Below are 21,273 nucleotides of genomic sequence, written 5' to 3' on the forward strand. Positions count from 1 at the left end.
CCCTCAGCTCTTGTCGGATGCGGGCTCGCGCAGGGCGTCGATCATCCGTTCGCAGAGGCCGTCCAGGATTTCCGCCATGTCGACGTCACCCCCCATGGGGGCGAACATGACGTCGTCCAGGCTCCGTCGGACGGCGTGCAGCCCGGGGTTGTGCCCACCGGTCCGCTCCAGGAGGTCCAGGACCCGGCGGGCCGCGTCGGTGCAGCGGTACGCGCCGTAGTCCGCGGGTTCCTCCAGCAGTCCGCGCCCGCTGCTCAGCAGGTACGCCGCCAGCAGGGCGAGTTCCTCATGCAGCCGGGCCTGCGGCAGGACGCTGTCCCCAGATTTCATGGCTGATCACCTCGTTCTTGTCGCGGCGGTCGGAGCGTGCGGGAGCCTCGGCCGGGTGGCCCACGGGGACCACCAGCAGCGGCTCGATGTGGTCGGGGATGCCGAGGAGGGTGCGTACGGCGGCCTCCCGGAAGCTGCTCACCGGGCAGCCGCCCAGCCCGCGCGCGTGCGCCGCGAGCAGCAGGTTCTCCACGGCCATGGCTACGCACAGGCGGCTGGTCTCGTAGATCTTCCGCGAGATGTGCCCGGGCAGCCGGTCGGTGCGGGAGCGGTCGACGCAGGCCACGACGACGAGCGCGGGGGTGCCGATGATGCCGGGCGAGAAGGCCCGCAGCCGGCGGACCCGTTCCGGCTCCCGTACCACGACGAACGACCAGGCCTGCTTGTTGGAGGCGGTCGGGGCGCTGACCATGGCGCTCAGCAGGTCGTCGACCACGATGTCGTCGACGGGCTTGCCGGAGTAGTTGCGCAGGACGGTGCGGCTGCGCATGACGTCGAGCAGGTCGCTCATGCGGCCACGTCCTGTCCGGTGAAGGCGGGCATCACGTGCGCGGCGAACAGTTCCATCGCCGTGGCGGCGCGGGCGAAGGCCGTGGCGCCGGGGTTGAACTGGAGGCTGAAGGACAGGTCGGTGCCGAACCGGGCACGCACCGCGGCGATCTGTTCGCGTACGCCGTCCGGGTCCCCGGCGAGCACCTTGCCCCCTTCGAGCGCCGCCCTGAACTCGTAGTTCTTCGCCTTGTCCAGGAACTTCTCGTAGCCGGGGTAGTCGGCGGAGCCCTCGGTGGCCAGTGGGGCCACCGCGCGCGCCATGTGCTCGACGTACTGGCGCTCGTGGAACTCGGCCTGCCGGTGGGCCTCCTCGCGGTCCTCGGAGACGTAGCAGGTGAACTTGATCTGGATACGGCGCTCGGCGGAGGGGTGGCCGGCCCCGTCCCAGGCGCCGCGGTAGGCGTCGAGCATCGCGGCGAGCTGTTCCGCCGAGGTCACCGAGGGCACCACCTGGAGGTGGTGACCCGCGGCGCCGGCGGCCACACAGGAGTCCACGCTGGTCGCGGAGGCGATGTACAGGGGCGGATGGGGCTGCTGGTAGGGGCGGGGCAGCAGCGTCACCGGGCCGAACTGGTGGAAGCGGCCTTCCCAGACCAGGTCTTCCGTGGTCCACAGCTGCCGGACGGCTTCGACGCCCTCCGCGAACCGGGCGCGGCTCTCGTCCATCGGGATGCCGAAGGCGGCGAACTCGGTGGGCAGGAAGGCCCGTCCGAAGCCGACGTCCAGCCGCCCGTGGGAGAGGTGGTCCAGCATCGCCAGCTTGCCGGCCAGCTTCACCGGGTGGGTGAAGGCGGGGACGACGGCTCCCGTGCCGATGCGGATGCGACTGGTCCGGGCCGCCGCCGCGGTGAGCAGCGTCACCGGGTCGGGGCTGTAGCCGCCGTAGGCCGTGAAATAGTGCTCGACCGTCTGCGCCTGGGTGAATCCCAGCGCCTCGGCCAATTCGATGAGCCGCAGCGTCTCGTCGTAGTACGCGGTGGCGGATTTGACCGCTGGATCGACCACCGGGAAGAAGTTGACACCGAATTCCGTCATTCCCGCACCTCCTGGTAACCGGGGTTGGTGTGCCGGACCAAGGGAAAGCGGGTGCGCCGCAGCCCGTCAACCGGAGGCCGCATTTCGGCGTCAGGCTGTCAGCCCGGCGTCAGGAATGCTGTTTTCCATTGCCCGGGGCGGGGCCGGAATGCTTGATTTCCGGCATGCCTGCCGTGGGATGCGGCAGCGCCCCCCGACCTCAACGCCGGAGGACCCGTCATGCGCGGAACCTACGCCGTGCCGTACGCGAGCCGTGGCAGCATCCTCGGTGCAGCCGAGGCCAAGGCGCTAGAGCAACTGATCGCCTCGGACGGCTCGTTGTCCACGGGATCGTTCCGGAACCGCTTCGAGCAGCGGTTCCGCGAGCACATCGGCACGCGGCACGCCCTGTCCGTCACCAGCGGCACGGTCGCACTGGAACTGGCCATCCACCTGCTGGACCTGAAGGAGGGCGACGAGGTCATCGTCACCCCCCAGACGTTCCAGGCGACCGTCCAGCCGCTGCTCGGGCTGCCGGCCACCGTCCGGTTCTGCGACGTCGACCCCGACTCGCTGAACATGGACCCGGCGTCACTGAAGTCGCTGATCACCGACCGCACCCGGGCCGTGGTACTGGTCCACTACGGCGGCTGGACCGCCGAGATGGACGAGATCACGGCGGTGACCCGGGACCGGGGCATCACGGTGATCGAGGACTGCGCGCACGCCCTGGGCGCGGTGTACGACGGCCGCCGTCCCGGCTCCCTGGGCGACATCGGCTGCTTCAGCTTCCACGCGTCCAAGAACATCACCACCCTCGGCGAGGGCGGCATGATCACCCTGGACCGGGACGACTGGGCCGAGCGGCTGGACCGGCTCCGCTCCAACGAGGTGGACGGAGACTTCGCCCCTGCCCGCCACGAGGGCCTCGCGCCCGGCCGGGAGTTGCTGCCCTGGATGAAGTACGCGTCGTCCGCCTACGAGCAGGTGTGCTCCGACGTCCGCCGCGCGGGCACCAACGCGACCCTGTCCGAGGCGGCGGCCGCCGTGGGCCTGGCCCAGTTGGAACGGCTGGACGAACTGGTGGACCGCAGGCGGGAGATCGCCCGCCGACTGGACGAGGTGATCGCCCGCCACCCCTGCACCCGCCTCCAGCGCCCCCGGCCCGGCGTGCGGCACGCCCAGCACCTCCACACCTTCTTCGTGGACGGCCCGCCCGGCCTGCGCGAGGCGGTGGTCCGCGGGCTCGACGAGCGCGGTGTGGAGGTCCAGCTGCGCTACCTGCCGCTCCATCTGCTGCCGGAGTGGCGCGAGCGGGGCCACGGCCTCGGGGAGTGCCCGGTCGCCGAGGAGACGTGGTTCGGCCAGCACGTCAACCTGCCCTGCCAGCCGGGCCTCTCCGACCGCCAGGTCGACCATCTGGTGGCCGCTCTCGAAGACGTTCTCAGCTCCGAAGTGAAAGGACTGTCATGCCTCTCATCGACGTAAAGCTCTACCAGGACCGGATCGACGAGCGCACCCGCGCCGAGCTGATCGGCCGCCTCACCGACGCCGCGGCGGGTGTGCTGGGCGAGGAGGTGCGCGACGCCGTCTGGGTGGTGCTCACGCCCGTGCCCCGGGAGAACTGGGGCATCGCGGGGAAGCCCGGCGCATGAACTTCGAGAGCGTCCACCTCGCGGGAGTCGGCACCTACCTCCCGCCCGCCGTCACGACGCAGCAGGCGGTCCGCACCGGCCGCTACGACGAGGAGGCCCGCGCGGCCTCCGGCCTCGAGTCGGTCGCCGTCGAGGAGTCCCTGCCCGCCGTAGACATGGCCGTACGCGCCGCCCGGACCGCCATCGGGCGATCCGGCCACCGGCCCGAGGACTTCCTCGGCCTGCTCCACAGCAGCACCTACCACCAGGGCCCCGAAGGCTGGTCGCCCGCCCACTACGTCCTGCTGCACACGCTGGACCGGCCGGTGTCCGCCTTCCACGTCCAGCACGGCTGCCTCGGTCTGCTGGCCGGACTCCAGACGGCGGCGCTGCGCCTGACCGCCTCGGCCGATCCCGGCGCGGCGATGCTGCTGACGGCGGCCGACAACTTCGCGACACCCCTGGTGGACCGCTGGCGGTCCTCGTCGATGTTCGTGCTCGCGGACGCCGGCTCCTCCCTGGTCGTCTCACGGCGCGGCGGCTTCGCCCGGCTGCTCGCCATGGACTTCGTCTCGCAGCCCGGCATGGAGGCCATGCACCGCGGGGACGAGCCCCTGCTGCCCCCGCAGACGCCGGTGGACCGGGTGATGGACTTCGAGACCCGGCTGGAGCACTGGCGGCTGAAGTGGGCCGAGGGCGGCGCCATCCCCCTCGGGGACTTCGGCGAGCTGATCGCCGACAGCGTGCAGCGCACGCTGGCTTCTGCCGGCAGCTCACTCGACCAGGTCACGCGGATCGTGCACAACGGCTTCAACCAGGATCCCCTGAACGTGTTCCTCCTCGACCCGCTGGGCCTGAGCGCCGAGCGAGGTACGTGGGAGTTCAACCGTCGCGTCGGCCACGCGAGCGTGTCCGACTTCGCCCTCGGTCTCGAACACCTCTGGAGCAGCGGACAGGTACGGCCCGGGGACCAGGTGCTGATGCTCGGCTTCACCACCGGCATGGAGGCCGCCTGCGCCCTCCTGGAGATCACCGCCGAGCCCGGCGGGACCGGCTGACCCGGTCAGAGACCGAGAGGAGTTCTTCCGATGCTCGAAGGATGCACCCCCTGGCCGCCCGAGGCGGCCGCACGTCACCGCGCCGAGGGCCACTGGCGCGGCGAGAGCCTGGTGGACCTGCTGGACACGGCCGTCGCCGCACACGGCGGCAAGGCCGCGCTCGTCCAGGACGACGTACGGATCCCGTACGCCGAACTGGGCCTGCGCACCCGCCGGATGGCCGCCGGCTTCCGCGCGCGCGGCATCGGCGCGGGCGACCGGGTCGTGGTCCAGCTGCCCAACGGACCGGACTTCGTCGTCGTGTGCTTCGCGCTGTTCCGCCTCGGTGCGCTGCCGGTCTTCGCGCTGCCCGCCCACCGCGCCCAGGAGATCCGCCACCTCTGCGACCACTCCGGCGCGGTCGGGTACGTCTTCCCGCGCAGCCACCACGGCTTCGACCACCTCGCCCTGGCCCGGCAGGTCCGCGCGGAGGTCGTCGGGCTCACGCACCTGTTCGTCTCCGGCGCCGCGCAGGCCGGGGACGGGGACGTCGTACCGCTGCCGGAGGTGGACGCCGAGCCCGTGCCGCTGCCCGCCCCCGACCCCTCGGACGTGGCGTTCTTCCTGCTGTCCGGGGGCACCACGGCCCTGCCGAAACTGATACCGCGCACCCACGACGACTACGTCTGCCAGACCCGGGCCGCCCGCGCGGCGGGCCCCGTCGGCGGCGACGACGTGTACCTCGCCGTCCTGCCGGTCGAGTTCAACTTCACCTGGGGCTGCCCCGGGGTGATCGGGATGATCGGTGCCGGCGGCACCGTGGTGCTGGCCCAGGACCCCACCCCCGAGCGGTGCTTCCCGCTCATCGAACGGGAGGGTGTGACCTTCACCTCCGTCGTGCCGAGCGTCCTGCAACTGTGGCTGGAGGCAGCGGAGTGGCACGAGGCGGACCTCGGCAGCCTCCGCTTCCTCCAGGTCGGCAGCGCCAAGCTGTACCCGGAGGTGGCCGCACGCGTCGAGCCCGCCTTCGGCTGCCGGCTCCAGCAGGTCTTCGGGATGGCCGAGGGACTGCTCACCTTCACCCGCGAGGACGATCCGGCCGCCACCGTACTGACCACCCAGGGGCGGCCGGTCTCCGCCGCCGACGAGATCCGCATCGTCGACGAGCAGGACCGGGAGCTGCCGCCGGGCGGCATCGGCGAGCTGCTCACACGCGGCCCGTACACCCTGCGGGGCTACTACCGGGCCCCGGAGCACAACAGCCGGGCCTTCACCGACGACGGCTTCTACCGCAGCGGCGACCTGGCGCGGCTGACGCCCGAGGGGAACCTCGTGATCGAGGGACGCATCAAGGACGTCATCATCCGCGGCGGCGACAAGGTCTCCGCCGCCGAGGTCGAAGGCCACCTCCTGGCCCTCGGACCGGTCGCCCGCGCGGCCGTCGTGCCCTATCCCGACGAGTTCCTGGGTGAGCGCACCTGCGCCTTCCTCGTCCCCGTGGACCGGGCCCCGGTGCTGGCGGAGATCAAGGCGGCCCTGGAGCAGCGCGGCCTGGCCGCGTACAAGCTGCCGGACCGCGTCGAGATCGTCACCGAACTGCCCCTGACCGGTCTCGGAAAGACCGACAAGAAGGTGCTCGCCGCGCTCGCCCGCGGCGAGGCCGTCCCCGCCGCAGGGGCGTTCCTCCCCGCCCGCGCGCCCCGTGCGGCGGCGCCGCACGCGGGCTGAACCGACCGCCACAGAAAGGCCGACACCACGATGGACACCGACGCGCCCCGCTCGGCGGACGAGATCCGCGCGGCGGTCGCCGCGCTGATCGACACGGCGCCCGACGACATCCCCGACCAGGCGAACCTCGTTCTCCTGGGCCTGACCTCACTGGACCTGATGCGGCTCAGCGGCCGCTGGCGGCGCAGCGGCGTACCCGTGAAATTCGAGTCCCTGGTGGCGGATCCGACCATCGGGGGCTGGGTCCGGCACGTCGCCTCCGTCACCGCGGAGTCCTGAGCCCGGCCGCCCCGGCCCACGCCCTCCGGCCCACCGCGCCCCGGCGCACGCCCCGGCCCCCTCTCCGTACCGGCCCCGAAAGGAGCCAGAACCTTGGCGCTCTCCGCCATTCCCGCCATCCGCCCGTACCCCCTGCCCGCGCCCGCCGGCCTGCCGGAGAACACGGCCGCCTGGGAGGCCGACCCCGCCCGCGCGCTGCTGCTGATCCACGACATGCAGCACTACTTCCTCCAGTTCCTGCCGGCCGGACAGGAGCCGCGGACGGGTCTGGAGGACCGCGTGACCGCGCTGCGGCGAGCCGCCGCCGAGGCCGGCGTGCCGGTCGCGTACACCGCGCAGCCCGGCGACATGACCCCGCGCCAGCGCGGCCTGCTGACGGACTTCTGGGGGCCCGGAATGAGCGCGGCGCCCGAACACCGGGGCTTCCCCGAGCAGTTCGGCCCGGCGGCCGGGGACCACGTACTCACCAAGTGGCGGCCCAGCGCCTTCTTCCGCACCCGGCTGGCGGAGCTGATGCGCGCCCTGGGCCGCGACCAGCTGGTGCTGTGCGGGGTGTACGCGCACATCGGGGTGCTCCAGACCGCCTGCGACGCCCTGGCCCGCGACATCGAGTCGTTCGTCGTCGCGGACGCCGTGGCGGACTTCGGCGAGGCCGACCACCGCATGGCGCTGGAGTACGCGGCGGCCCGCTGTTCCGTGGTGGTGCCCACCGAGACGGTGGTGGCCGCCTTCCGGGGCGGGCCCGCACGGCGGGGTCCGGGTGCCGCCCGATGACCGGCCCGACGCGGGGCGCCGGTGACGTGGCCGCCCTGCTGGACCGGCTGGCCGGGGCGGACGGGCCGGCCTCGTTCGCCCTGCTGCACCGGCCGGAGGCGGGCGACGCCGCCTCGGTGGACGTGCTCGTCGGTGACATGACGCCCGTCTCGGTCCTGGCGGAGGTCCCGCTGCCCCCGGCCGGCCCGGGCGAGCGTCACGAGCAGCTGGTCCTGCTGCCGTACCGGCAGATCACGGAGCGCGGCTACGCCTGCCCGGACGACGGTGAGGAGCTGCTCGTCCTGGACATCCGCGAGCAGGGCACCGTACCGCTGGAGGCCCTGCTCGCCGCGCTGCCGCAGTCCCCCCTGACCGTCCGCGGCGGCGCGTTCGACGTGGACGACGCGGCGTACGCGCGGACGGCGCGGCGGATCGTCGAGGACGAGATCGGATCGGGCGCCGGGGCCAACTTCGTCCTCCGGCGCACGTACACCGCGTGGATCGACGACTGGTCGGCCCGCTCGGCGCTGGCGCTGTACGGGCGGCTGCTGCGCAACTCCCCCGGGTCGTACTGGACGTTCCTGATCCGTACCGGCGGGCGCACCCTCATCGGCGCCAGCCCCGAACGGCACATCACGCTGGACGGGGGCACGGCCGTGATGAACCCGATCAGCGGCACGTACCGCTACCCGCGCGGCGGCGCCACCCCCGCGGGCGTCCTGGAGTTCCTCGCGGACGGCAAGGAGCGCAACGAGCTGTACATGGTGCTCGACGAGGAGCTCAAGATGATGAGCCGGCTGTGCCCGCAGGGCGGCCGGGTCGTCGGGCCGCGGCTGCGGGAGATGAGCCACCTCGCGCACACCGAGTACTTCATCGAAGGACGCTGCGACCGGGACCCGCGCGAGGTGCTGCGCGAGACCCTCTTCGCGCCGACCGTCACCGGCAGCCCGCTGGAGAGCGCCTGCCGCGTCATCGCCAAGTACGAGCCCGAAGGCCGCGGTTACTACGCCGGGGTCGCCGCCCTGCTCGGCCGGGACGGCGCCGGGGAGCTCCGGATGGACTCCACCATCCTGATCCGTACGGCGGACGTGGACCACGCCGGCCGGCTGCGGCTGGGCGTCGGCGCCACCCTCGTACGGGACTCCGACCCGGTGTCCGAGGCCGCGGAGACCCGGGCCAAGGCCGCCGGGCTGCTCGCCGCCCTGGACATCGGGCAAGCATCCGGGCGGACGCCGCACGAACCCGCCGCGGGCCGGCTCGGGGCCGATCCCGGGGTCTCGCGCGCACTGCGGGCGCGCAACGCCCCGCTGGCGGACTTCTGGCGGGCCTCCCCCGGTGACCGCTCGCCGCGCCCGCCCCGGCTGGCGGGCCGCCGGGCCCTGCTGATCGACGCCGAGGACACGTTCACGGCCATGGGCGCGACGCTGCTGCGCGGGCTCGGGCTCGACGTGACGGTACGGAGGTTCGACGAGCCGTACTCGGTGGCCGGGCAGGACCTGGTGGTCGTGGGGCCCGGCCCCGGCGACCCCCGCGAGACCGGCCAAGAGAAGATCGCGCACCTGCGGGAGCGGACGCGGCAGTTGCTGGCGGCCGGCACCCCGTTCCTGTCGGTCTGTCTGGGCCACCAGGCCCTGTGCGGCGTGCTCGGTCTGCCCCTGGTCCGCAAGCGGGTGCCGCACCAGGGCGTCCAGCACACCGTAGACCTCTTCGGGCAGCGCGAGGACGTGTACTTCTACAACACCTTCGCGGCCCTCTCCCCGGCCGGTCACCTCGAGGGACCGCCGTCGCGCCCGGGACGGGTGGAGGTGTCCCGGGACCCGGCGACGGGAGAGGTCCACGCGCTGCGCGGGCCGGGCTTCGCCTCGGTGCAGTTCCACCCGGCGTCGGTGATGACCCGCAACGGCATCGGCATCCTCGAACGGCTCCTCGGCTCCGTGCTGGCGCCCGCGCCGGTGCCCTCTCCGGTCCCTTCCCCCGAATCTCCCCGAGATCGCGAGGCCATCGCATGAGTTCCTCCCTGATCACCGGCAGTGCGCTCCCGGCCGCGACGGCGGCCCCGCCCACCGCACAGCACCCGGGCTGGCAGGACGAGGAGGCCGTGGACGACGTCACCCGGCGACTGGCCGGCTACCTGCCGCTGGTCCTGCCCGCCGAGTGCGACCGGCTGCGGGCCCGCCTGGCGGCGGTGGCCCGCGGTGAGGCGTTCCTGCTCCAGGGCGGCGACTGCGCCGAGACGTTCGACGCGCTGAGCGCCGAGTCGGTGGCGGCCAAGCTCGACACCCTGTTCTCCATGGCGGGCTCGCTGACGGCGGGCACGCGGCTGCCCGTGGTGGTACTGGGCCGGATCGCCGGCCAGTTCGCCAAACCGCGGTCACAGCCGACCGAGGTGCGCGAGGGCGTGACCCTGCCCGCCTACCGGGGCGACGCGGTGAACGGGCTGGAGTTCTCCGCCGCGCTGCGCACCCCGAACCCGTACCGGATGCTGCGGATGTACGGGGCCTCGGCCGCCACCCTCAACAGCATCAGGGCCCTGTCGGCCGCCGGGGAGGATCCGAAGGAGTTCTCCGTGTCCCACGAGGCTCTCCTTCTGGACTACGAGCAGCCCCTCACCCGGCTCGATCCGCGCACCGGCACCCGGTACGCGGGCTCCGGCCACCTGCTGTGGGCGGGCGAGCGGACGCGGCGGCCCGACGGGGCCCACATCGACTACCTCGCCGGTATCGCGAACCCCGTCGCGGTGAAGCTCGGCCCGAGGGCCACCGCGGCCGAGGCCGTGGAGCTGGCCCGGCGGCTCGACCCGGACCGGGTGCCGGGCCGGCTCACCTTCGTCGTCCGCATGGGCGCGCAGCGGGTACGCGAACTGCTGCCGGACCTGGTCGACCGGGTCACCGCCGCAGGCGCGCGGGTGGGCTGGGTGTGCGACCCGATGCACGGCAACACCTACACCGCCCCCTCGGGGCACAAGACGCGGGCGTTCGGCGACATCGTCGACGAGGTGGCCGGCTTCTTCGAGGTGCACCGCTCGCTCGGGACGCACGCCGGGGGCGTCCACGTGGAGATGACGGGGGAGGACGTGACGGAGTGCGTGGGCGGCAGCGGCGGCCCGGACGTCCGCGACCTGCCCCTGCGCTACACCTCCGCGTGCGACCCGCGGCTCAGCCGGGACCAGTCCCTCGAACTCGCCTCGCTCACGGCACGGATCGCGGGGATCAGCCCGGTCGCAGCGCGCCCGGGTCGAGCCGGCGGGCCAGCTCCGAGCGGGCGGTGATCCCCAGCTTCCCGTACGTGCGGTGCAGATGGTTCTCGACCGTACGCACCGACACGTACAGCCGGTCGGCGACCTCCTGGTTGGACAGGCCGGCGGCCACCAGGGCGGCGACCTCCCGTTCCCGCAGGGTCAGGGAGGCCGGGAGGTCCTCGCGTCGGCGCTCCGGCGGGCCCGCCCACGGCGGCAGCCGTCCCCCGGTGGCGGCTGTGATCTCCTGGCACAGCAGCCGGGCCGCGCTGCCCCGGCGGTGCCGGCCGCCGGCCTGATGCGCCCGGGCGGCCTGCGTGGCGGTCTCGGCGGCCAGCGGCCGCAGCCCGAGGGCCACGAAGCGCCTGGCCAGCTCCTCCAGCGCGTCGCCGTCGTGCCGGGCCAGCGCCTGGACATGGCGGGCCTGAAGGGACGTCGTACCGGTCAGCAGGGACGGCTCGGGCAGCGATGCGACGGCCTCCGCCGTGGCGCCGAGCCGGGCCGCGAGGTGGAGGGCCGAGACCTCCTGGGCCCGGCGGCCGGCGGAGCCGGCGGACCGGGCGACCGACAGGGCCAGCCGCACGGCCCGGGCCCGGTCGCCGACATGGGCGTGGACCAGGGCGGATTCGAGCGCCGTGCCGTCCTGCGCCAGCGGATAGCGGGCCCCGCGGTCCCCCAGGGAACGCACCTCGACGAGGGTCCGTACGGCCTCCGCGTGCGCTCCCGCCTCGGCGAGGGCGGCGGCGAGCTGGGCCAGCGTCCAGGCGGGGGCCGTGAGCCAGTCGGCGGGCGCGTCCACGGCGGCGGCCCGGCGCAGTTCGTCGACGGCCGCGCTCCAGTGGCCGCGCGCGCGGTGCAGCCGGACGCGCAGCAGCGCCACGCGCACCCGGTCCCGCGGATCGCCCTCGTCCCACCAGCGCATGCCGCCGAGCAGGGCGGCGGCCGAGGCGACTCCCGCCGTGTGCAGGGCGGCGTAGGTGCGCATCCACTGGGCGGCGGTGTCGACGGGCGTGCCCTCCTCCTGGTCCGGCGGCAGCCCGGCGAGCAGCCGGGCCGCGGACACCGGATCGCCGCGCTGGACGAGGGCGAAGGCCGCGGGGACGGTGACCAGGCCGGCGAGTGCGGCCTCGCCGGGCGGCGGTTGGCATTCGCGTCCGGCGGCCGCCGACACGTCCGCGAACCGGTCCTCCAGCAGTCCGAGCAGGCTGCGCGCGCCGCGGAACCGCAGCCGGCCCGGGCCGTCGGCCCCGGCCAGGCCGCGTTCCACGACCTCGACGGCCTCTCGCAGCCGGCCCAGGCCGAAGGCCATGTTCACCGCGCGGACGGCGACGGCCTCCTCGGTCCGGCCGGCGGGCAGGCCCGGCGCCTCGGCGAGCACCCGTTCGGCTTCACGGTGCCGGCCCTGGCCCTGGAGGGACTGCGCCAGCACGAGCCGTACGCCACCGGCCACGGCCTCGTCGGCCGGACCGTCCGGGTGCGACAGGGCGGTCCGGGCCAGCGTCTCGGCCTTGCCGAAGTCGTGCCGGTGCAAGGCCCGTTCGGCCGCGGTCCGCAGCTGTCCGGTGGGGGGCGTCTGGCCCGCGGCGAGCCGGAGGTCGACCACGCGCGGGACGTCGTCGTGGCGCCGCATGCCCACCGCCTCGATGCCGTCGGCGAGCTGGCGGCGCAGCCGGCGTCCTTCGAGTTCGGGCATGGCGCGCAGCACCACGGCGGAGTACAGCGGGTAGGCCAGCCGCAGACGCAGCCGCCGGCCGGAGCGTTCGGTGACGACGAGGCCGCTGCGGTCGAGCGATTCGGCGGCGTGGGCCAGCCCTGCGGCGGCCGGCAGGTCGGCTTCCAGGGGTTCGGCCAGGGCGATGAGCTGGACGAGTTCGCGTTCGTCCGGCCGCAGGCCGTTCAGTCGCAGCTGGACGAGGGCCGCCGGACGGCCCTCGGGGGCAGCCGGCAGCTCGCCGCGCCACTGCCACAGCGCGTCCTCCCGGCGCAGGGCGCCGTCGGCGAGGGCGGCGTCGGTGAGTTCGCGCAGCAGCAGGGCGTTGCCTCGGGTGGCGGTCCACAGCCGTTCCGCGCAGTCGACGGACAGCTGGCCGCCGAGCCGGGCCCGGAGCACCTCGGCCGCCGTGGTCCGGTCGAAGTGGGGTACTTCGACGCGTTCGACGAGGCGCTCGACCCACAGGGCGCTGATCTCGCCCGGCATGGCCACGCCGGAGAGGGCCGCCGCGATCAGCCGGATCCGGCCGTCGCGGACGAGGGCGTACAGGCAGGCGGCTGCCGCCGGGTCGATGAGGTGGGCGTCGTCGAGGCCCAGCACCGGGCCTTCCCCGGGCGGGGCGGGCGGGCCCTGCGGCACTCGGGGGAACTGCCTGAGAGCGTCGGCCAGTGAGCCGCTCGCGCCGGTGGGGACGGCGCCGCCCGCCCAGAGGGTGGGGGAGCCGGCGGCGGCCGCCCGTTCCAGCGCGGCGTGCAGGAGCCGGCTCTTGCCCACCCCCCATTCGCCGCTGAGCAGCACACCCCGCGGTCCGGCGAGCACCCTTTCCACGTGGTCGAGTTCGGCTTCCCGGCCCGCTGTCGGCCAGTCTTCGGAGGTGGCGATCCCCCTGGGCATGGCTGTGTGCCTTCCGTTTCCCCCGGTGTGTCCGGGCCGTCAGAGGAAGAGGGTGCCGCGCGCCACGGTCACCGCGCTGCCGCTCATCTCGACCGACGTGACGCGGTCGCCTTCGCGGGTGGCCCGCGCGTACATGGTGGAGGGCCTGCCCATCCAGGCGCCCTGGTTGATCTCGATCTCCGTACCGTCCTCGATCAGTGCGTGCCGGGCCAGGTGGATGGCCAGCGGGCCGGAGGCGGAACCGGTGGCGGCGTCCTCGACCACTCCGTACGCCGGCGAGAACATGCGCGTGTGCCAGGTGCGGCCTTCCCCGGCGAAGCAGTTGGCGGCCATGTCCGGAAAGGCGCCGAGGGCGCGGTGGTCGGGGCGCAGTGCGGCCAGGGCCGCGACGTCCGGCAGGCCGACGAAGACGTGGCGGGGGCCGTTGCGGTAGACCTCGACCGGGAGGGTGGAGTCGTGCAGGCCCAGGGCGGCGAGGAGTTCGGGGGTCTTCTCGTACGGCTCCCAGACGGGCAGCGGCTGACGCATGCGGATCCGGGTGATCCGTTCCCCGGTCCGCTCCAGGTCCACGGGGACGGCGCCCATCGCGGTCTCCAGCAGCAGGCGGCCGGCGCGCCGTTCCTCTCCGAGGACCTGGGCGGTGCCGAGCAGCGGATGGCCGGCGAACGGCAGTTCGTTGACGGGGGTGAAGATCCGGACGCGGGCGTCGCCGCCGTTCTCGGGCGGCAGGACGAACGTGGTCTCGGAGAGGTTCATCTCGCGGGCGATGCGCTGCATCCGGCGGGGGGTGAGGCCGGCCGCGTCCAGGTAGACGGCGACCGGGTTCCCTTCGAGGGGGGTGCGGGTGAAGGCGTCGGCGACGACGTACTGGTACATGGTCAGTTCGTTCCGTTCGCTCCGGGCCGGGCGGGCAGCAGAGTGGTCAGGACGGCGGCGAGGGCCGCCGGGACGGCGAAGGCGTAGAAGTTCCATGCGGGGGCGACGCCCCGGGCGGCGAGGAAGCCGCCGAAGGCGGGTCCCGCGATCGCTCCGAGGCGGCCGAGGCCCAGGGCCCAGCCGAGCGCCTGGGTCCGCAGGTGGGCGGGGAAGTACGCGGCTACGTGGCCGTTCACCAGGATCTGCGTGCCGATGGTGCCGAATCCGGCCAGGGCCACGAGGGCGAGCAGCACGGCCTTGGTGTGCACGGCGGACAGCAGGAGGACGGATCCGGCCGCGACGCAGAACGCGGCGGCGATGACGGGCCGCATGCCCACCCGGTCGCCGAGGGCGCCTCCGGCGAGGGTGCCCGCGATGGCGCCGGCGTTCAGGACGACGAGGAAGACCAGGGAGTCGGTGAGCGGGTAGCCGGCAGCCCTCATGATCTGGGGGAGCCAGGTGTTCAGTCCGTAGACGAGCAGCAGGCCGACGAAGCTGATCAGGGCGAAGAGCAGCGCCGGCAGCCGGTGGGGCGGGCGGCGCAGTGCCGCGTACGAGCCCCCGCGCGGGGGTGCGGCTGCCCGGCCGCCCTCGTCGGCGGCCGGGAGCGTGCCCGTCGCGGACTGGTCGGGCAGGTGGCGGGCGAGCAGCGGGAGGATCAGCAGCGGCGCGAGGCCCACCGCGAACATGGCGCGGAATCCCCAGGCGGGCAGCACCCACAGGGCCAGGGCGGCGGCGAGGATGCCTCCGAACGAGTAGCCGGAGAACATCAGGGCGTTGGTGCGGCCGCGGCGGCGCGGATCGCAGTGTTCGGCGGTGAGGGCGACGGCCACGGGCATGACCGCGCCGAGCCCGACGCCGCCGAGGGCCCGGTAGAGCCCGAGGGTGGCGGCGGAGGTGGCGAGCGCGCACGCGGCCATGGAAAGGGAGAACCAGGCGACCCCGAGCAGCATGATGCGGCGGCGCCCGACGAGGCCGGTGAGGGCGCCGGCGGCAAGGGCGCCGACGAGCATCCCGGCGGCGGCGTAGCTGCCGATGGCTCCCGCCTGGGCGGGGGTGAGCGCCCACGGCTCGTGGTGCAGCAGCTCGGGCAGGACGGCGCCGTAGACGATGAGGTCGTACCCGTCGAAGACGAGGACGGCGAAGCAGAGGGCGATCACCGTGCGGGCGCGGGCGCGCCCCGTGCCGGTGGCCGCCGGACGGACGCCGGCGGCCACTTCCTGTACTCCGGTCACGGCTGGAGCCTCAGGACCGACCAGGAGTCGCCCTGGCGGTCGTAGCACAGCCGGCGGTGCAGCCGGTCCGGGCTCGACTCCCAGAACTCCAGGCAGTGCGGGACCAGCTGGTAGCCGGTGAACGGCGCGGGCCGGGGCAGCGGCCCGAGCGCCGCCAGCCGCGCGGCGTCGGCACGCAGGGCCTCCACGTCCGCCAGCACCTCGCTCTGCCGCGAGGCCACCGACATGGCGTGGGTGGAGACGGGCCGGGCCGCCCACAGGGCGTCGCAGTCGCTGTCGGACAGCCGCTCGACCGGGCCGGAGACGATGATCTGGCGGCCGCTCTCGCGCCAGTAGAGCACCCCGGACGCCCAGGGCAGGGCGGCGAGTTCACGGTCCTTGCGGCTGCCGCGGTGACTGGTGAAGACCAGGCCCGTGTCCGTGAGCGAGGTGAGCTGCACGATCCGGCTGGAGGCGCGGCCGTCCGCGCCGGTGGTCGCCAGGGCGATCGCACCCGGTTCGCGGACCTCCCCCTTGGCCTGGTCGAGCCAGGTGCGGAGCAGGGCCAGGGGGTCGGCCGGGGGCTCGCGGAACTCCTCGGGTTCGCGGACGGGGGCCTTCGCGGTGGCCTGGTCGGGAGGGGTCGTCATCGTCCCGGTACCTCCAGTGCCCGGCCCAGGCCGACGAGGGAGGACAGGGCGTGCCGTCCTTCGACGGTCGCCTCTATGTCGAACCAGGTCCGGTGGGTGGGCGGATAGCCGATCAGCTCGGCGGCGCTGCGCGGGTGCGGCGGCGCCGCCGCCTCGGCGGACTCCCAGACCAGGACCGCGCCCCAGCGGTCGTTCTCCTCGTCGGCGATCCATAGTTTCAGTACCAGGCCGGGCTGGTCGGACCAGGCGGCGACGGCCTCGTCGCGCAGGAACCCGCGCAGCGACTCGATGGTCTGCGCGGACTCCGCGAGCTCCCACCACGCGATCATCGCCCTCATGTGGGGATGCCTTCCCGGCGGACCACGGGCACCTCGATGCCGAGCGCCCGGAGCTGGTTGAAGGGGTTCATGAACTCCCGGTTCTGCACGATCTTCCCGCCGTCCAGCAGGAAGGAGTGGAGGAAGTGGTTCTTGTAGTGGCCGTCCTCGTAGCCGGGGAAGCGGATCGCCCCCTCGCCGTCGCACTCCACCCAGAACCGGTTGGGGTCCTGGGTCTCGAAGATCTGGATGTTGAACCACACCCAGTCGGGGAAGCACTTCAGGGACCAGACGGCGTGCTCCGCCAGCCGCTCGCGGCCGCGGATGGCGATGGGTCCGGGGGTGTCGGCGGTCCACAGGCCGCCCTCGCCGTCCTCCACGAAGAGCAGGTGGCGTTCGAGACGGTCCTGACCAGTGGTGTGCATGTACGTCTCGACCGTGGCCCGGTTGATGCGCCGGAGTTCGGCATGGTCGGTGAAGCCTGGGCTGAGCGTGGCGTCGGACACGACGTGACCTCCCGTGGATGGGGACACAGATCAACTGCTCGGAATATGCTCCTAAAGACCGCTATATCCGGGCTGCCGGTCGCTATATCGCGGCTATACGCCGCACCCGGCACGGCCCACCGCCCCGCCGGACGACCTCGGCCCGCAGGAACCCGGCGCTCTCCGGACGCTCCGCACCCTCCGGCCCCTCCGCGGCTCCCCCGTCCTCCGCGCTCTCCCCTCCCTCCGCGTCGCCGGTGTCGTCTGCGGCGCTGTCTGCCGTCAGTACGCACATCAGCAGTCCCGGCAGCTCGAAGACGAAGCCGCCGTCTTCCGCGGGTCCGGCCACGCCCAGCATGTGGGCGTCCACCAGCAGTTCGAGGAGGTCCTCGGTGGCCCCGGTCGGCAGCTCCAGCGCGGCCGCGGCCACGCCCACCGTGATGTGTCGCGTTCGCAGGCGGGCGAGCCGCCGCAGGGCGCGGCGGGGACGGTCGGGCAGCCCGGCGACGCTGCACAGCAGCGCCGCGCCGACGTCGAGTTCGCCGACGCGCAGCAGGCCGAGGGTGTCGCGGCACGGGTCGGCCAGCCGGTCGGCGAGATGGCCCGGCGTCCAGTGCGGCCGGGCGGTCAGCTGCGCGGCCACGGCGCGGATGGCGGCGGGATGCAGATCGCACAGGTGCAGCAGCCGCTCGGCCGCCTCCGGGTGGCCGCCCACGACCGACGGGCCGCAGGTGATCGCGGTGAGCAGGTCCAGTGCCTCGCGAGGCTCCAGGCCGCCCAGGGCCAGGACCCGGACCCCGGGCAGGGCGGCGAACCGCGGCCGCCCGGTGATCAGGAACCGGGACCGGCCGCCGCCGGAGACCAGGGGGTGCAGCTGCGCCTCGTCGGCGGCGCCGTCGAGGACGACGAGGCAGCGCAGCCTGTCGAGCAGGGTGCGTAACAGCCACATCCGCTCCGTCGCCCCCACCGCCGGGTCGGGCCGTTCCCCGAGGCCGCGCAGGAGGTCGTCGACGAGCTCGGCCGTCGGCCGAGGCCGGCCCCCGGCGTCGTGGCAGCGGACGAACAGCCGGCCGTCGGGGTAGGCGGGCGCGCTGCCGTACGCGGCGCGCACCCCGAGGACGGTCTTGCCGCTTCCGGCCATGCCGGTGACCACGACGGGCCCGGCGCAGCCCGCGTCGTCGTCCGGTGCGGGGGTCAGCCACTGCCGGAGCCGGCGCAGTTCGGCGTGCCGGCCGGTGAAGTCCACGAGGTCCGGGGGCAGCGCGGTGTACGCCCCGGCGCCGCGGTCGAGGGCCTCGCCCGTCGGACCGGGGGCCTGCGGGAGCGGCCGGCGGGCGACCAGGGTGCCGGCGAGCAGGGACTGGAAGGTGCGGGTGAGTTCCTCCCCCGGGTCCACGCCGAGGTGCTCGGCGAGGACGGACCGGCCCTCGTGGTAGACGGTGAGGGCCTCGGCCTGCCGGCCGCAGTGGCTGAGCGCGGCCATCAGCAGCGATCGCAGCCGTTCACGGAAGGGGAACTGCGCGATGGACGCGGTGAGTTCGTCGACGACGTCCCCGGCCCGGCCGAGGGCGAGGTCGGCGGCCGTCTTCTCCTCCAGTACGGACATGCGCAGTTCCTCCAGCCGGGGGGTCTGCGAGAGGTCCAGGAACTCCGTGGCACCGGTGAGGGCCGGACCCCGCCACTGCCCCAGCGCCTGCGCGAACAGGGTGGACGCCTGCTCCGGCCGGCCGGCCGCCTGCGCGTCGCGGCCGCGGGCAGCCAGACGTTCGAACTCCAGGTAGTCCACGGTCGCGCCGCTCGCCCGCAGCCCGTACCCGCGGGGCAGCCGGACGAACTCGACCGCACCCCCCAGCGCCTTGCGCAGCCGGGAGATGTACGTGTGCACCTGGGCGCGTACGGTCGCGGGCGGGGCCGCTCCCCACAGCGCCTGCTGGATCTCGTACTGGGACAGCCCCCGCTCCCCCGCCAGGACCAGGGCCGCGAGGAGGGTTCTGGGCCGCATCCCGCCCAGCGACCGGGCGCGGCCGCCGTCGAAGGCCTCTATCGGTCCGAGTATGCGAAGTTCCATGCCGTCCCTCGTCCGGGCTCTCCGGGCTCGGGCGCCGTCACGGGCTCGTTTTCAAGACGAGTCGCAGCAACTCAGGTACGCCCGAGTCGAGATGCATCCAATATGAGTCGAAGATCGACCCGGAGGGGGACGCTAGTCTCGGGTCCGACGGGTGTCAACACACCCCCGGGCGTCGACGCGCCGGGTTCCGACCACTAGATTGCCCGCGACACAGGGAGGTGCAACCTTGGCCAACTCGGACGGCGGTGCGAGACTCAGCCTTGCCGACAAGATCAATCACCTGTTCGAAACGGTGGTTCCGGCCGGCCGTCAGCCGTACAACACCGAAGAGGTGGCCCGGGCCATCACGGAGACCGGCATACCCATCTCCGGAAGCTACATCTGGCTGTTGCGCAAAGGCCAGCGCGACAACCCGACGCTCAAGCACCTCGAAGGCATAGCCACGTTCTTCGGCGTCCCTCCGGCCTACTTCTTCAACGACCAGGTCGCCTCCGACGTCCACGCGCAGCTCGCCCTCCTCGCGGCACTCCGGGACTCCGACGTCCAGCACGTCGCCCTGCGGGCCGCCGGCCTCTCCTCCGCGAGCCTGAACTCGATCAGCGAACTCATCGAGCACGTCCGGGCCCTGGAAGGACTGCCCCAGAGCGGTCCGCCCGAGGACGAACCCGCCGGTGCACAGGATTCATGACCTGATTCCCCCTGTCTGTCCGAACCCGACTCATGTTGCATGAGTTCGTGTGTGGCCGGTGTGACACGGGGGAGGAAGATTGCTGAAAGAGCGCGAGTTACGGCGGCGCTGCAAGCGTGAGCTCCGGGCGCTGGGGGTCCAGCCGCCGTTGGACGTGGCCGTACTGTGCAGACTGCTGGGAGAGCGCCGGGGCCGGCCCATCCGCCTGGTCCCGTACCGGCTCCCGGCGAACGGCCCCTACGGGCTGTGGATCGCCACCGACGCCACCGACTACATCTTCTACCAGCAGGAAACCAGCAAGGCGCACCAGGACCACATCATCGTCCACGAGATCGGGCACATCCTCGCGGACCACCACAGCGGCGAACTCGACGACGCGCTGCTCGGCGCGATCATGCCGAACATCTCCCTCGACGTGGTCAAGCGACTCCTGGGGCGCAGTTCGTACGACGAGGACCGCGAACGCGAGGCCGAGATGATGGCCACCATCATCCTCGAATGGGCCTGCGTCCTCGACCACTTCGCCCAGCCCGCCCCACGGGACTCCTCGGCCCGCCGCATCCAGCGGGCACTGACCGAGCGGCGCGGGTGGCTGTGACGTGCTGACGATCCTGCTCGGCACGGTCCTGCTGGTCGCCCTCCTCCGGATGACCCACCAGATCGCCAAGGCCCCGCACGACCGGCCGCTCCAGGCCGTGACGTACTGCATCCTCTGCGCCTGCCTGTCCTTCCCCATGGGTCTGCGCAGCGTCGCCGGCGACGTCGACGGCATGGTGGGCGCCGGAACCACGAAGCTGGTGCAGAACGTCCTGCTGCTCGGCACCGCCTACTGGCTCATGTGCTTCTACCTGCAATCGGCCTCGGACCCGCGCAGCGGCCGTCGGCGCGCCCGGATCGAGGTGATCCCGCTCCTGGTCACCGCGGTCGTCATCACGGCGGCGACGCTCGCGACCCCGCGCGCCGCGCGCACCCACGTCTACGCGACGGCGGACATGCGGGTGCCCGGGGTCACCGTGTTCTACCTGGCGGCCGGGGTCTACCTGACGTACGCGCTCGCGATGGCGCTGTGGTGGACGCTGCGCTACGTCCGGACCACGCACGGCCCGCTCGCCGTCGGACTGCGGCTGGTCGCCCTCTCCCTGGCCTGCATGGTGGGCGCGGGCGCCCTGCGCGCCGTACTGGCCCTCGTACGCGCGGGCGGTGGCACCGTTCCGCCGGTCGTGATCACGAGCGTCAAACTGCTGCTGGACCTGGCGATCCCGCTCTTCGTCGTCGGCGTCATCTACCCCGGGGCGGCCGGCCGGCTGACGGCGCTGCGCCTGCGGCTGCGGCACCGGCGCACCTACCGCCGGCTCACTCCACTCTGGACGGCGCTGCACGCGGCGTTCCCCGAGAACGCCCTGCACCAAGCGCCGTCCGGCGGCTGGCGCGACTGGCCCGCCCGGCTCAACCCCCGTGGTGCGCACCGGCGTTACTACCGGCGCGTGGTGGAGTGCCGGGACGGGCTGGTGCGGCTCAGTCCCCATCTCGCGCCCCTCGCCGAGGCCGGGCCGGTCGAGGAGCTGCCGCCGGGCGTCGTGGCCGGACACCTGCGCCGGGCGCTGCGGGAGTACGCGGCCGGGACACCGGTACCGGCCTCGGCGGTGGGGGTCGCCCTGCCGCGCGGCGACAGCCTCGACGACGACGTGGACCAGCTCCTGCTGCTCTCCGAAGCGCTCGGGACCGCTTGACCGCCCCGCTGGATCCGGCGGGGCGACCGATACGAAGGT

At 73.6% G+C, this 21,273-nt stretch carries 21 protein-coding genes; 11 read left to right on the forward strand and 10 right to left on the reverse strand.

Annotated features, from left to right (window positions below):
* Window positions 1–3: 3 nt before the first annotated feature.
* The 3 genes from AB0D94_RS18380 to AB0D94_RS18390 are packed head-to-tail and all read right to left on the reverse strand — an operon-like array spanning window position 4 to window position 1,917.
* Window positions 4–330, reverse strand: coding sequence for a DUF6092 family protein (locus AB0D94_RS18380; RefSeq protein WP_362052520.1), 327 nt, complete (start codon window positions 328–330; stop codon window positions 4–6).
* Window positions 287–841, reverse strand: coding sequence for a nitroreductase family protein (locus AB0D94_RS18385; RefSeq protein ID WP_362052522.1), 555 nt, complete (start codon window positions 839–841; stop codon window positions 287–289). The genes AB0D94_RS18380 and AB0D94_RS18385 overlap by 44 nt, the downstream gene beginning before the upstream one ends.
* On the reverse strand, window positions 838–1,917 hold the full coding sequence (locus AB0D94_RS18390) for an LLM class flavin-dependent oxidoreductase (protein WP_362052524.1): 1,080 nt from the start codon (window positions 1,915–1,917) through the stop codon (window positions 838–840). Before AB0D94_RS18390 ends, AB0D94_RS18385 begins: the two co-directional genes overlap by 4 nt.
* 219 nt (window positions 1,918–2,136) lie before the next feature.
* Between AB0D94_RS18390 and AB0D94_RS18395 the strand changes: the two genes are divergently transcribed.
* The 8 genes from AB0D94_RS18395 (at window position 2,137) to AB0D94_RS18430 (ending at window position 10,595) form a co-directional block, all read left to right on the forward strand.
* A complete protein-coding gene (locus AB0D94_RS18395; protein WP_362052526.1) occupies window positions 2,137–3,384 on the forward strand; it encodes a DegT/DnrJ/EryC1/StrS family aminotransferase in 1,248 nt (415 codons plus the stop codon).
* The gene (locus tag AB0D94_RS18400) at window positions 3,366–3,551 is read left to right on the forward strand and encodes a tautomerase family protein (protein WP_362052528.1); all 186 of its coding nucleotides are present in this window, start codon (window positions 3,366–3,368) and stop codon (window positions 3,549–3,551) included. Before AB0D94_RS18395 ends, AB0D94_RS18400 begins: the two co-directional genes overlap by 19 nt.
* A complete protein-coding gene (locus tag AB0D94_RS18405) occupies window positions 3,548–4,588 on the forward strand; it encodes a ketoacyl-ACP synthase III family protein (RefSeq protein WP_362052530.1) in 1,041 nt (346 codons plus the stop codon). Before AB0D94_RS18400 ends, AB0D94_RS18405 begins: the two co-directional genes overlap by 4 nt.
* Window positions 4,589–4,618: 30 nt before the next feature.
* A complete protein-coding gene (locus AB0D94_RS18410; RefSeq protein WP_362052532.1) occupies window positions 4,619–6,295 on the forward strand; it encodes an AMP-binding protein in 1,677 nt (558 codons plus the stop codon).
* A gap of 30 nt (window positions 6,296–6,325) precedes the next feature.
* On the forward strand, window positions 6,326–6,574 hold the full coding sequence (locus tag AB0D94_RS18415) for a phosphopantetheine-binding protein (RefSeq protein WP_362052534.1): 249 nt from the start codon (window positions 6,326–6,328) through the stop codon (window positions 6,572–6,574).
* A 93-nt stretch (window positions 6,575–6,667) separates the two neighbouring features.
* Window positions 6,668–7,348, forward strand: coding sequence for an isochorismatase family protein (locus AB0D94_RS18420; protein WP_362052536.1), 681 nt, complete (start codon window positions 6,668–6,670; stop codon window positions 7,346–7,348).
* The gene (locus tag AB0D94_RS18425; protein ID WP_362052538.1) at window positions 7,345–9,336 is read left to right on the forward strand and encodes an anthranilate synthase family protein; all 1,992 of its coding nucleotides are present in this window, start codon (window positions 7,345–7,347) and stop codon (window positions 9,334–9,336) included. The genes AB0D94_RS18420 and AB0D94_RS18425 overlap by 4 nt, the downstream gene beginning before the upstream one ends.
* Entirely contained in the window at window positions 9,333–10,595 is a 1,263-nt protein-coding gene (locus AB0D94_RS18430; RefSeq protein WP_362052540.1) for a 3-deoxy-7-phosphoheptulonate synthase class II, read from the forward strand. The genes AB0D94_RS18425 and AB0D94_RS18430 overlap by 4 nt, the downstream gene beginning before the upstream one ends.
* On the opposite strand, the gene AB0D94_RS18435 is transcribed toward AB0D94_RS18430, so the two are convergent.
* From AB0D94_RS18435 to AB0D94_RS18465, 7 genes are all read right to left on the reverse strand, one after another.
* The gene (locus AB0D94_RS18435) at window positions 10,537–13,167 is read right to left on the reverse strand and encodes a LuxR C-terminal-related transcriptional regulator (RefSeq protein ID WP_362052542.1); all 2,631 of its coding nucleotides are present in this window, start codon (window positions 13,165–13,167) and stop codon (window positions 10,537–10,539) included. The two genes, AB0D94_RS18430 and AB0D94_RS18435, sit on opposite strands and share 59 nt — an antisense overlap.
* 39 nt (window positions 13,168–13,206) lie before the next feature.
* Window positions 13,207–14,043: a PhzF family phenazine biosynthesis protein gene (locus tag AB0D94_RS18440; protein ID WP_362052544.1), complete on the reverse strand. Its 837-nt coding sequence runs from the start codon at window positions 14,041–14,043 to the stop codon at window positions 13,207–13,209.
* Between the two features lie 2 nt (window positions 14,044–14,045).
* Complete coding sequence (locus tag AB0D94_RS18445) at window positions 14,046–15,317, reverse strand: MFS transporter (protein WP_362052546.1); 1,272 nt, start codon at window positions 15,315–15,317, stop codon at window positions 14,046–14,048.
* Window positions 15,314–15,946, reverse strand: coding sequence for a phenazine biosynthesis FMN-dependent oxidase PhzG (phzG, locus tag AB0D94_RS18450; protein WP_362052548.1), 633 nt, complete (start codon window positions 15,944–15,946; stop codon window positions 15,314–15,316). The genes AB0D94_RS18445 and phzG overlap by 4 nt, the downstream gene beginning before the upstream one ends.
* The gene (locus AB0D94_RS18455; RefSeq protein WP_362052550.1) at window positions 15,943–16,284 is read right to left on the reverse strand and encodes a hypothetical protein; all 342 of its coding nucleotides are present in this window, start codon (window positions 16,282–16,284) and stop codon (window positions 15,943–15,945) included. Before AB0D94_RS18455 ends, phzG begins: the two co-directional genes overlap by 4 nt.
* The gene (locus tag AB0D94_RS18460; protein WP_362052552.1) at window positions 16,281–16,769 is read right to left on the reverse strand and encodes a PhzA/PhzB family protein; all 489 of its coding nucleotides are present in this window, start codon (window positions 16,767–16,769) and stop codon (window positions 16,281–16,283) included. The genes AB0D94_RS18455 and AB0D94_RS18460 overlap by 4 nt, the downstream gene beginning before the upstream one ends.
* 82 nt (window positions 16,770–16,851) lie before the next feature.
* Window positions 16,852–18,816, reverse strand: coding sequence for a BTAD domain-containing putative transcriptional regulator (locus tag AB0D94_RS18465; protein ID WP_362052554.1), 1,965 nt, complete (start codon window positions 18,814–18,816; stop codon window positions 16,852–16,854).
* A 226-nt stretch (window positions 18,817–19,042) separates the two neighbouring features.
* Between AB0D94_RS18465 and AB0D94_RS18470 the strand changes: the two genes are divergently transcribed.
* The 3 genes from AB0D94_RS18470 to AB0D94_RS18480 all read left to right on the forward strand — a co-directional run bounded on the left by AB0D94_RS18470 (window position 19,043) and on the right by AB0D94_RS18480 (window position 21,234).
* Window positions 19,043–19,504, forward strand: coding sequence for a helix-turn-helix domain-containing protein (locus tag AB0D94_RS18470; RefSeq protein ID WP_362052556.1), 462 nt, complete (start codon window positions 19,043–19,045; stop codon window positions 19,502–19,504).
* A 79-nt stretch (window positions 19,505–19,583) separates the two neighbouring features.
* Window positions 19,584–20,102 carry a hypothetical protein gene (locus AB0D94_RS18475; RefSeq protein WP_362052558.1) on the forward strand — a complete coding sequence of 173 codons (519 nt, stop codon included), beginning with the start codon at window positions 19,584–19,586 and terminating at the stop codon, window positions 20,100–20,102.
* Window position 20,103: 1 nt separating this feature from the next.
* Window positions 20,104–21,234, forward strand: coding sequence for an MAB_1171c family putative transporter (locus AB0D94_RS18480; protein ID WP_362052560.1), 1,131 nt, complete (start codon window positions 20,104–20,106; stop codon window positions 21,232–21,234).
* Window positions 21,235–21,273: the final 39 nt, after the last annotated feature.

Source organism: Streptomyces sp. NPDC048255, assembly GCF_040652415.1.
In the GTDB taxonomy this organism is placed as follows: Bacteria; Actinomycetota; Actinomycetes; order Streptomycetales; family Streptomycetaceae; genus Streptomyces.

What these genes read in the sequence shown, in the direction of transcription:
- AB0D94_RS18380 (WP_362052520.1), bottom strand. Translation starts at nt 330, where the DNA reads ATGAAATCTGGGGACAGCGTCCTGCCGCAGGCCCGGCTGCATGAGGAA.
- AB0D94_RS18385 (WP_362052522.1), bottom strand. Translation starts at nt 841, where the DNA reads ATGAGCGACCTGCTCGACGTCATGCGCAGCCGCACCGTCCTGCGCAAC.
- AB0D94_RS18390 (WP_362052524.1), bottom strand. Translation starts at nt 1,917, where the DNA reads ATGACGGAATTCGGTGTCAACTTCTTCCCGGTGGTCGATCCAGCGGTC.
- AB0D94_RS18395 (WP_362052526.1), top strand. Translation starts at nt 2,137, where the DNA reads ATGCGCGGAACCTACGCCGTGCCGTACGCGAGCCGTGGCAGCATCCTC.
- AB0D94_RS18400 (WP_362052528.1), top strand. Translation starts at nt 3,366, where the DNA reads ATGCCTCTCATCGACGTAAAGCTCTACCAGGACCGGATCGACGAGCGC.
- AB0D94_RS18405 (WP_362052530.1), top strand. Translation starts at nt 3,548, where the DNA reads ATGAACTTCGAGAGCGTCCACCTCGCGGGAGTCGGCACCTACCTCCCG.
- AB0D94_RS18410 (WP_362052532.1), top strand. Translation starts at nt 4,619, where the DNA reads ATGCTCGAAGGATGCACCCCCTGGCCGCCCGAGGCGGCCGCACGTCAC.
- AB0D94_RS18415 (WP_362052534.1), top strand. Translation starts at nt 6,326, where the DNA reads ATGGACACCGACGCGCCCCGCTCGGCGGACGAGATCCGCGCGGCGGTC.
- AB0D94_RS18425 (WP_362052538.1), top strand. Translation starts at nt 7,345, where the DNA reads ATGACCGGCCCGACGCGGGGCGCCGGTGACGTGGCCGCCCTGCTGGAC.
- AB0D94_RS18430 (WP_362052540.1), top strand. Translation starts at nt 9,333, where the DNA reads ATGAGTTCCTCCCTGATCACCGGCAGTGCGCTCCCGGCCGCGACGGCG.
- AB0D94_RS18435 (WP_362052542.1), bottom strand. Translation starts at nt 13,167, where the DNA reads ATGCCCAGGGGGATCGCCACCTCCGAAGACTGGCCGACAGCGGGCCGG.
- AB0D94_RS18440 (WP_362052544.1), bottom strand. Translation starts at nt 14,043, where the DNA reads ATGTACCAGTACGTCGTCGCCGACGCCTTCACCCGCACCCCCCTCGAA.
- phzG (WP_362052548.1), bottom strand. Translation starts at nt 15,946, where the DNA reads ATGACGACCCCTCCCGACCAGGCCACCGCGAAGGCCCCCGTCCGCGAA.
- AB0D94_RS18455 (WP_362052550.1), bottom strand. Translation starts at nt 16,284, where the DNA reads ATGAGGGCGATGATCGCGTGGTGGGAGCTCGCGGAGTCCGCGCAGACC.
- AB0D94_RS18465 (WP_362052554.1), bottom strand. Translation starts at nt 18,816, where the DNA reads ATGGAACTTCGCATACTCGGACCGATAGAGGCCTTCGACGGCGGCCGC.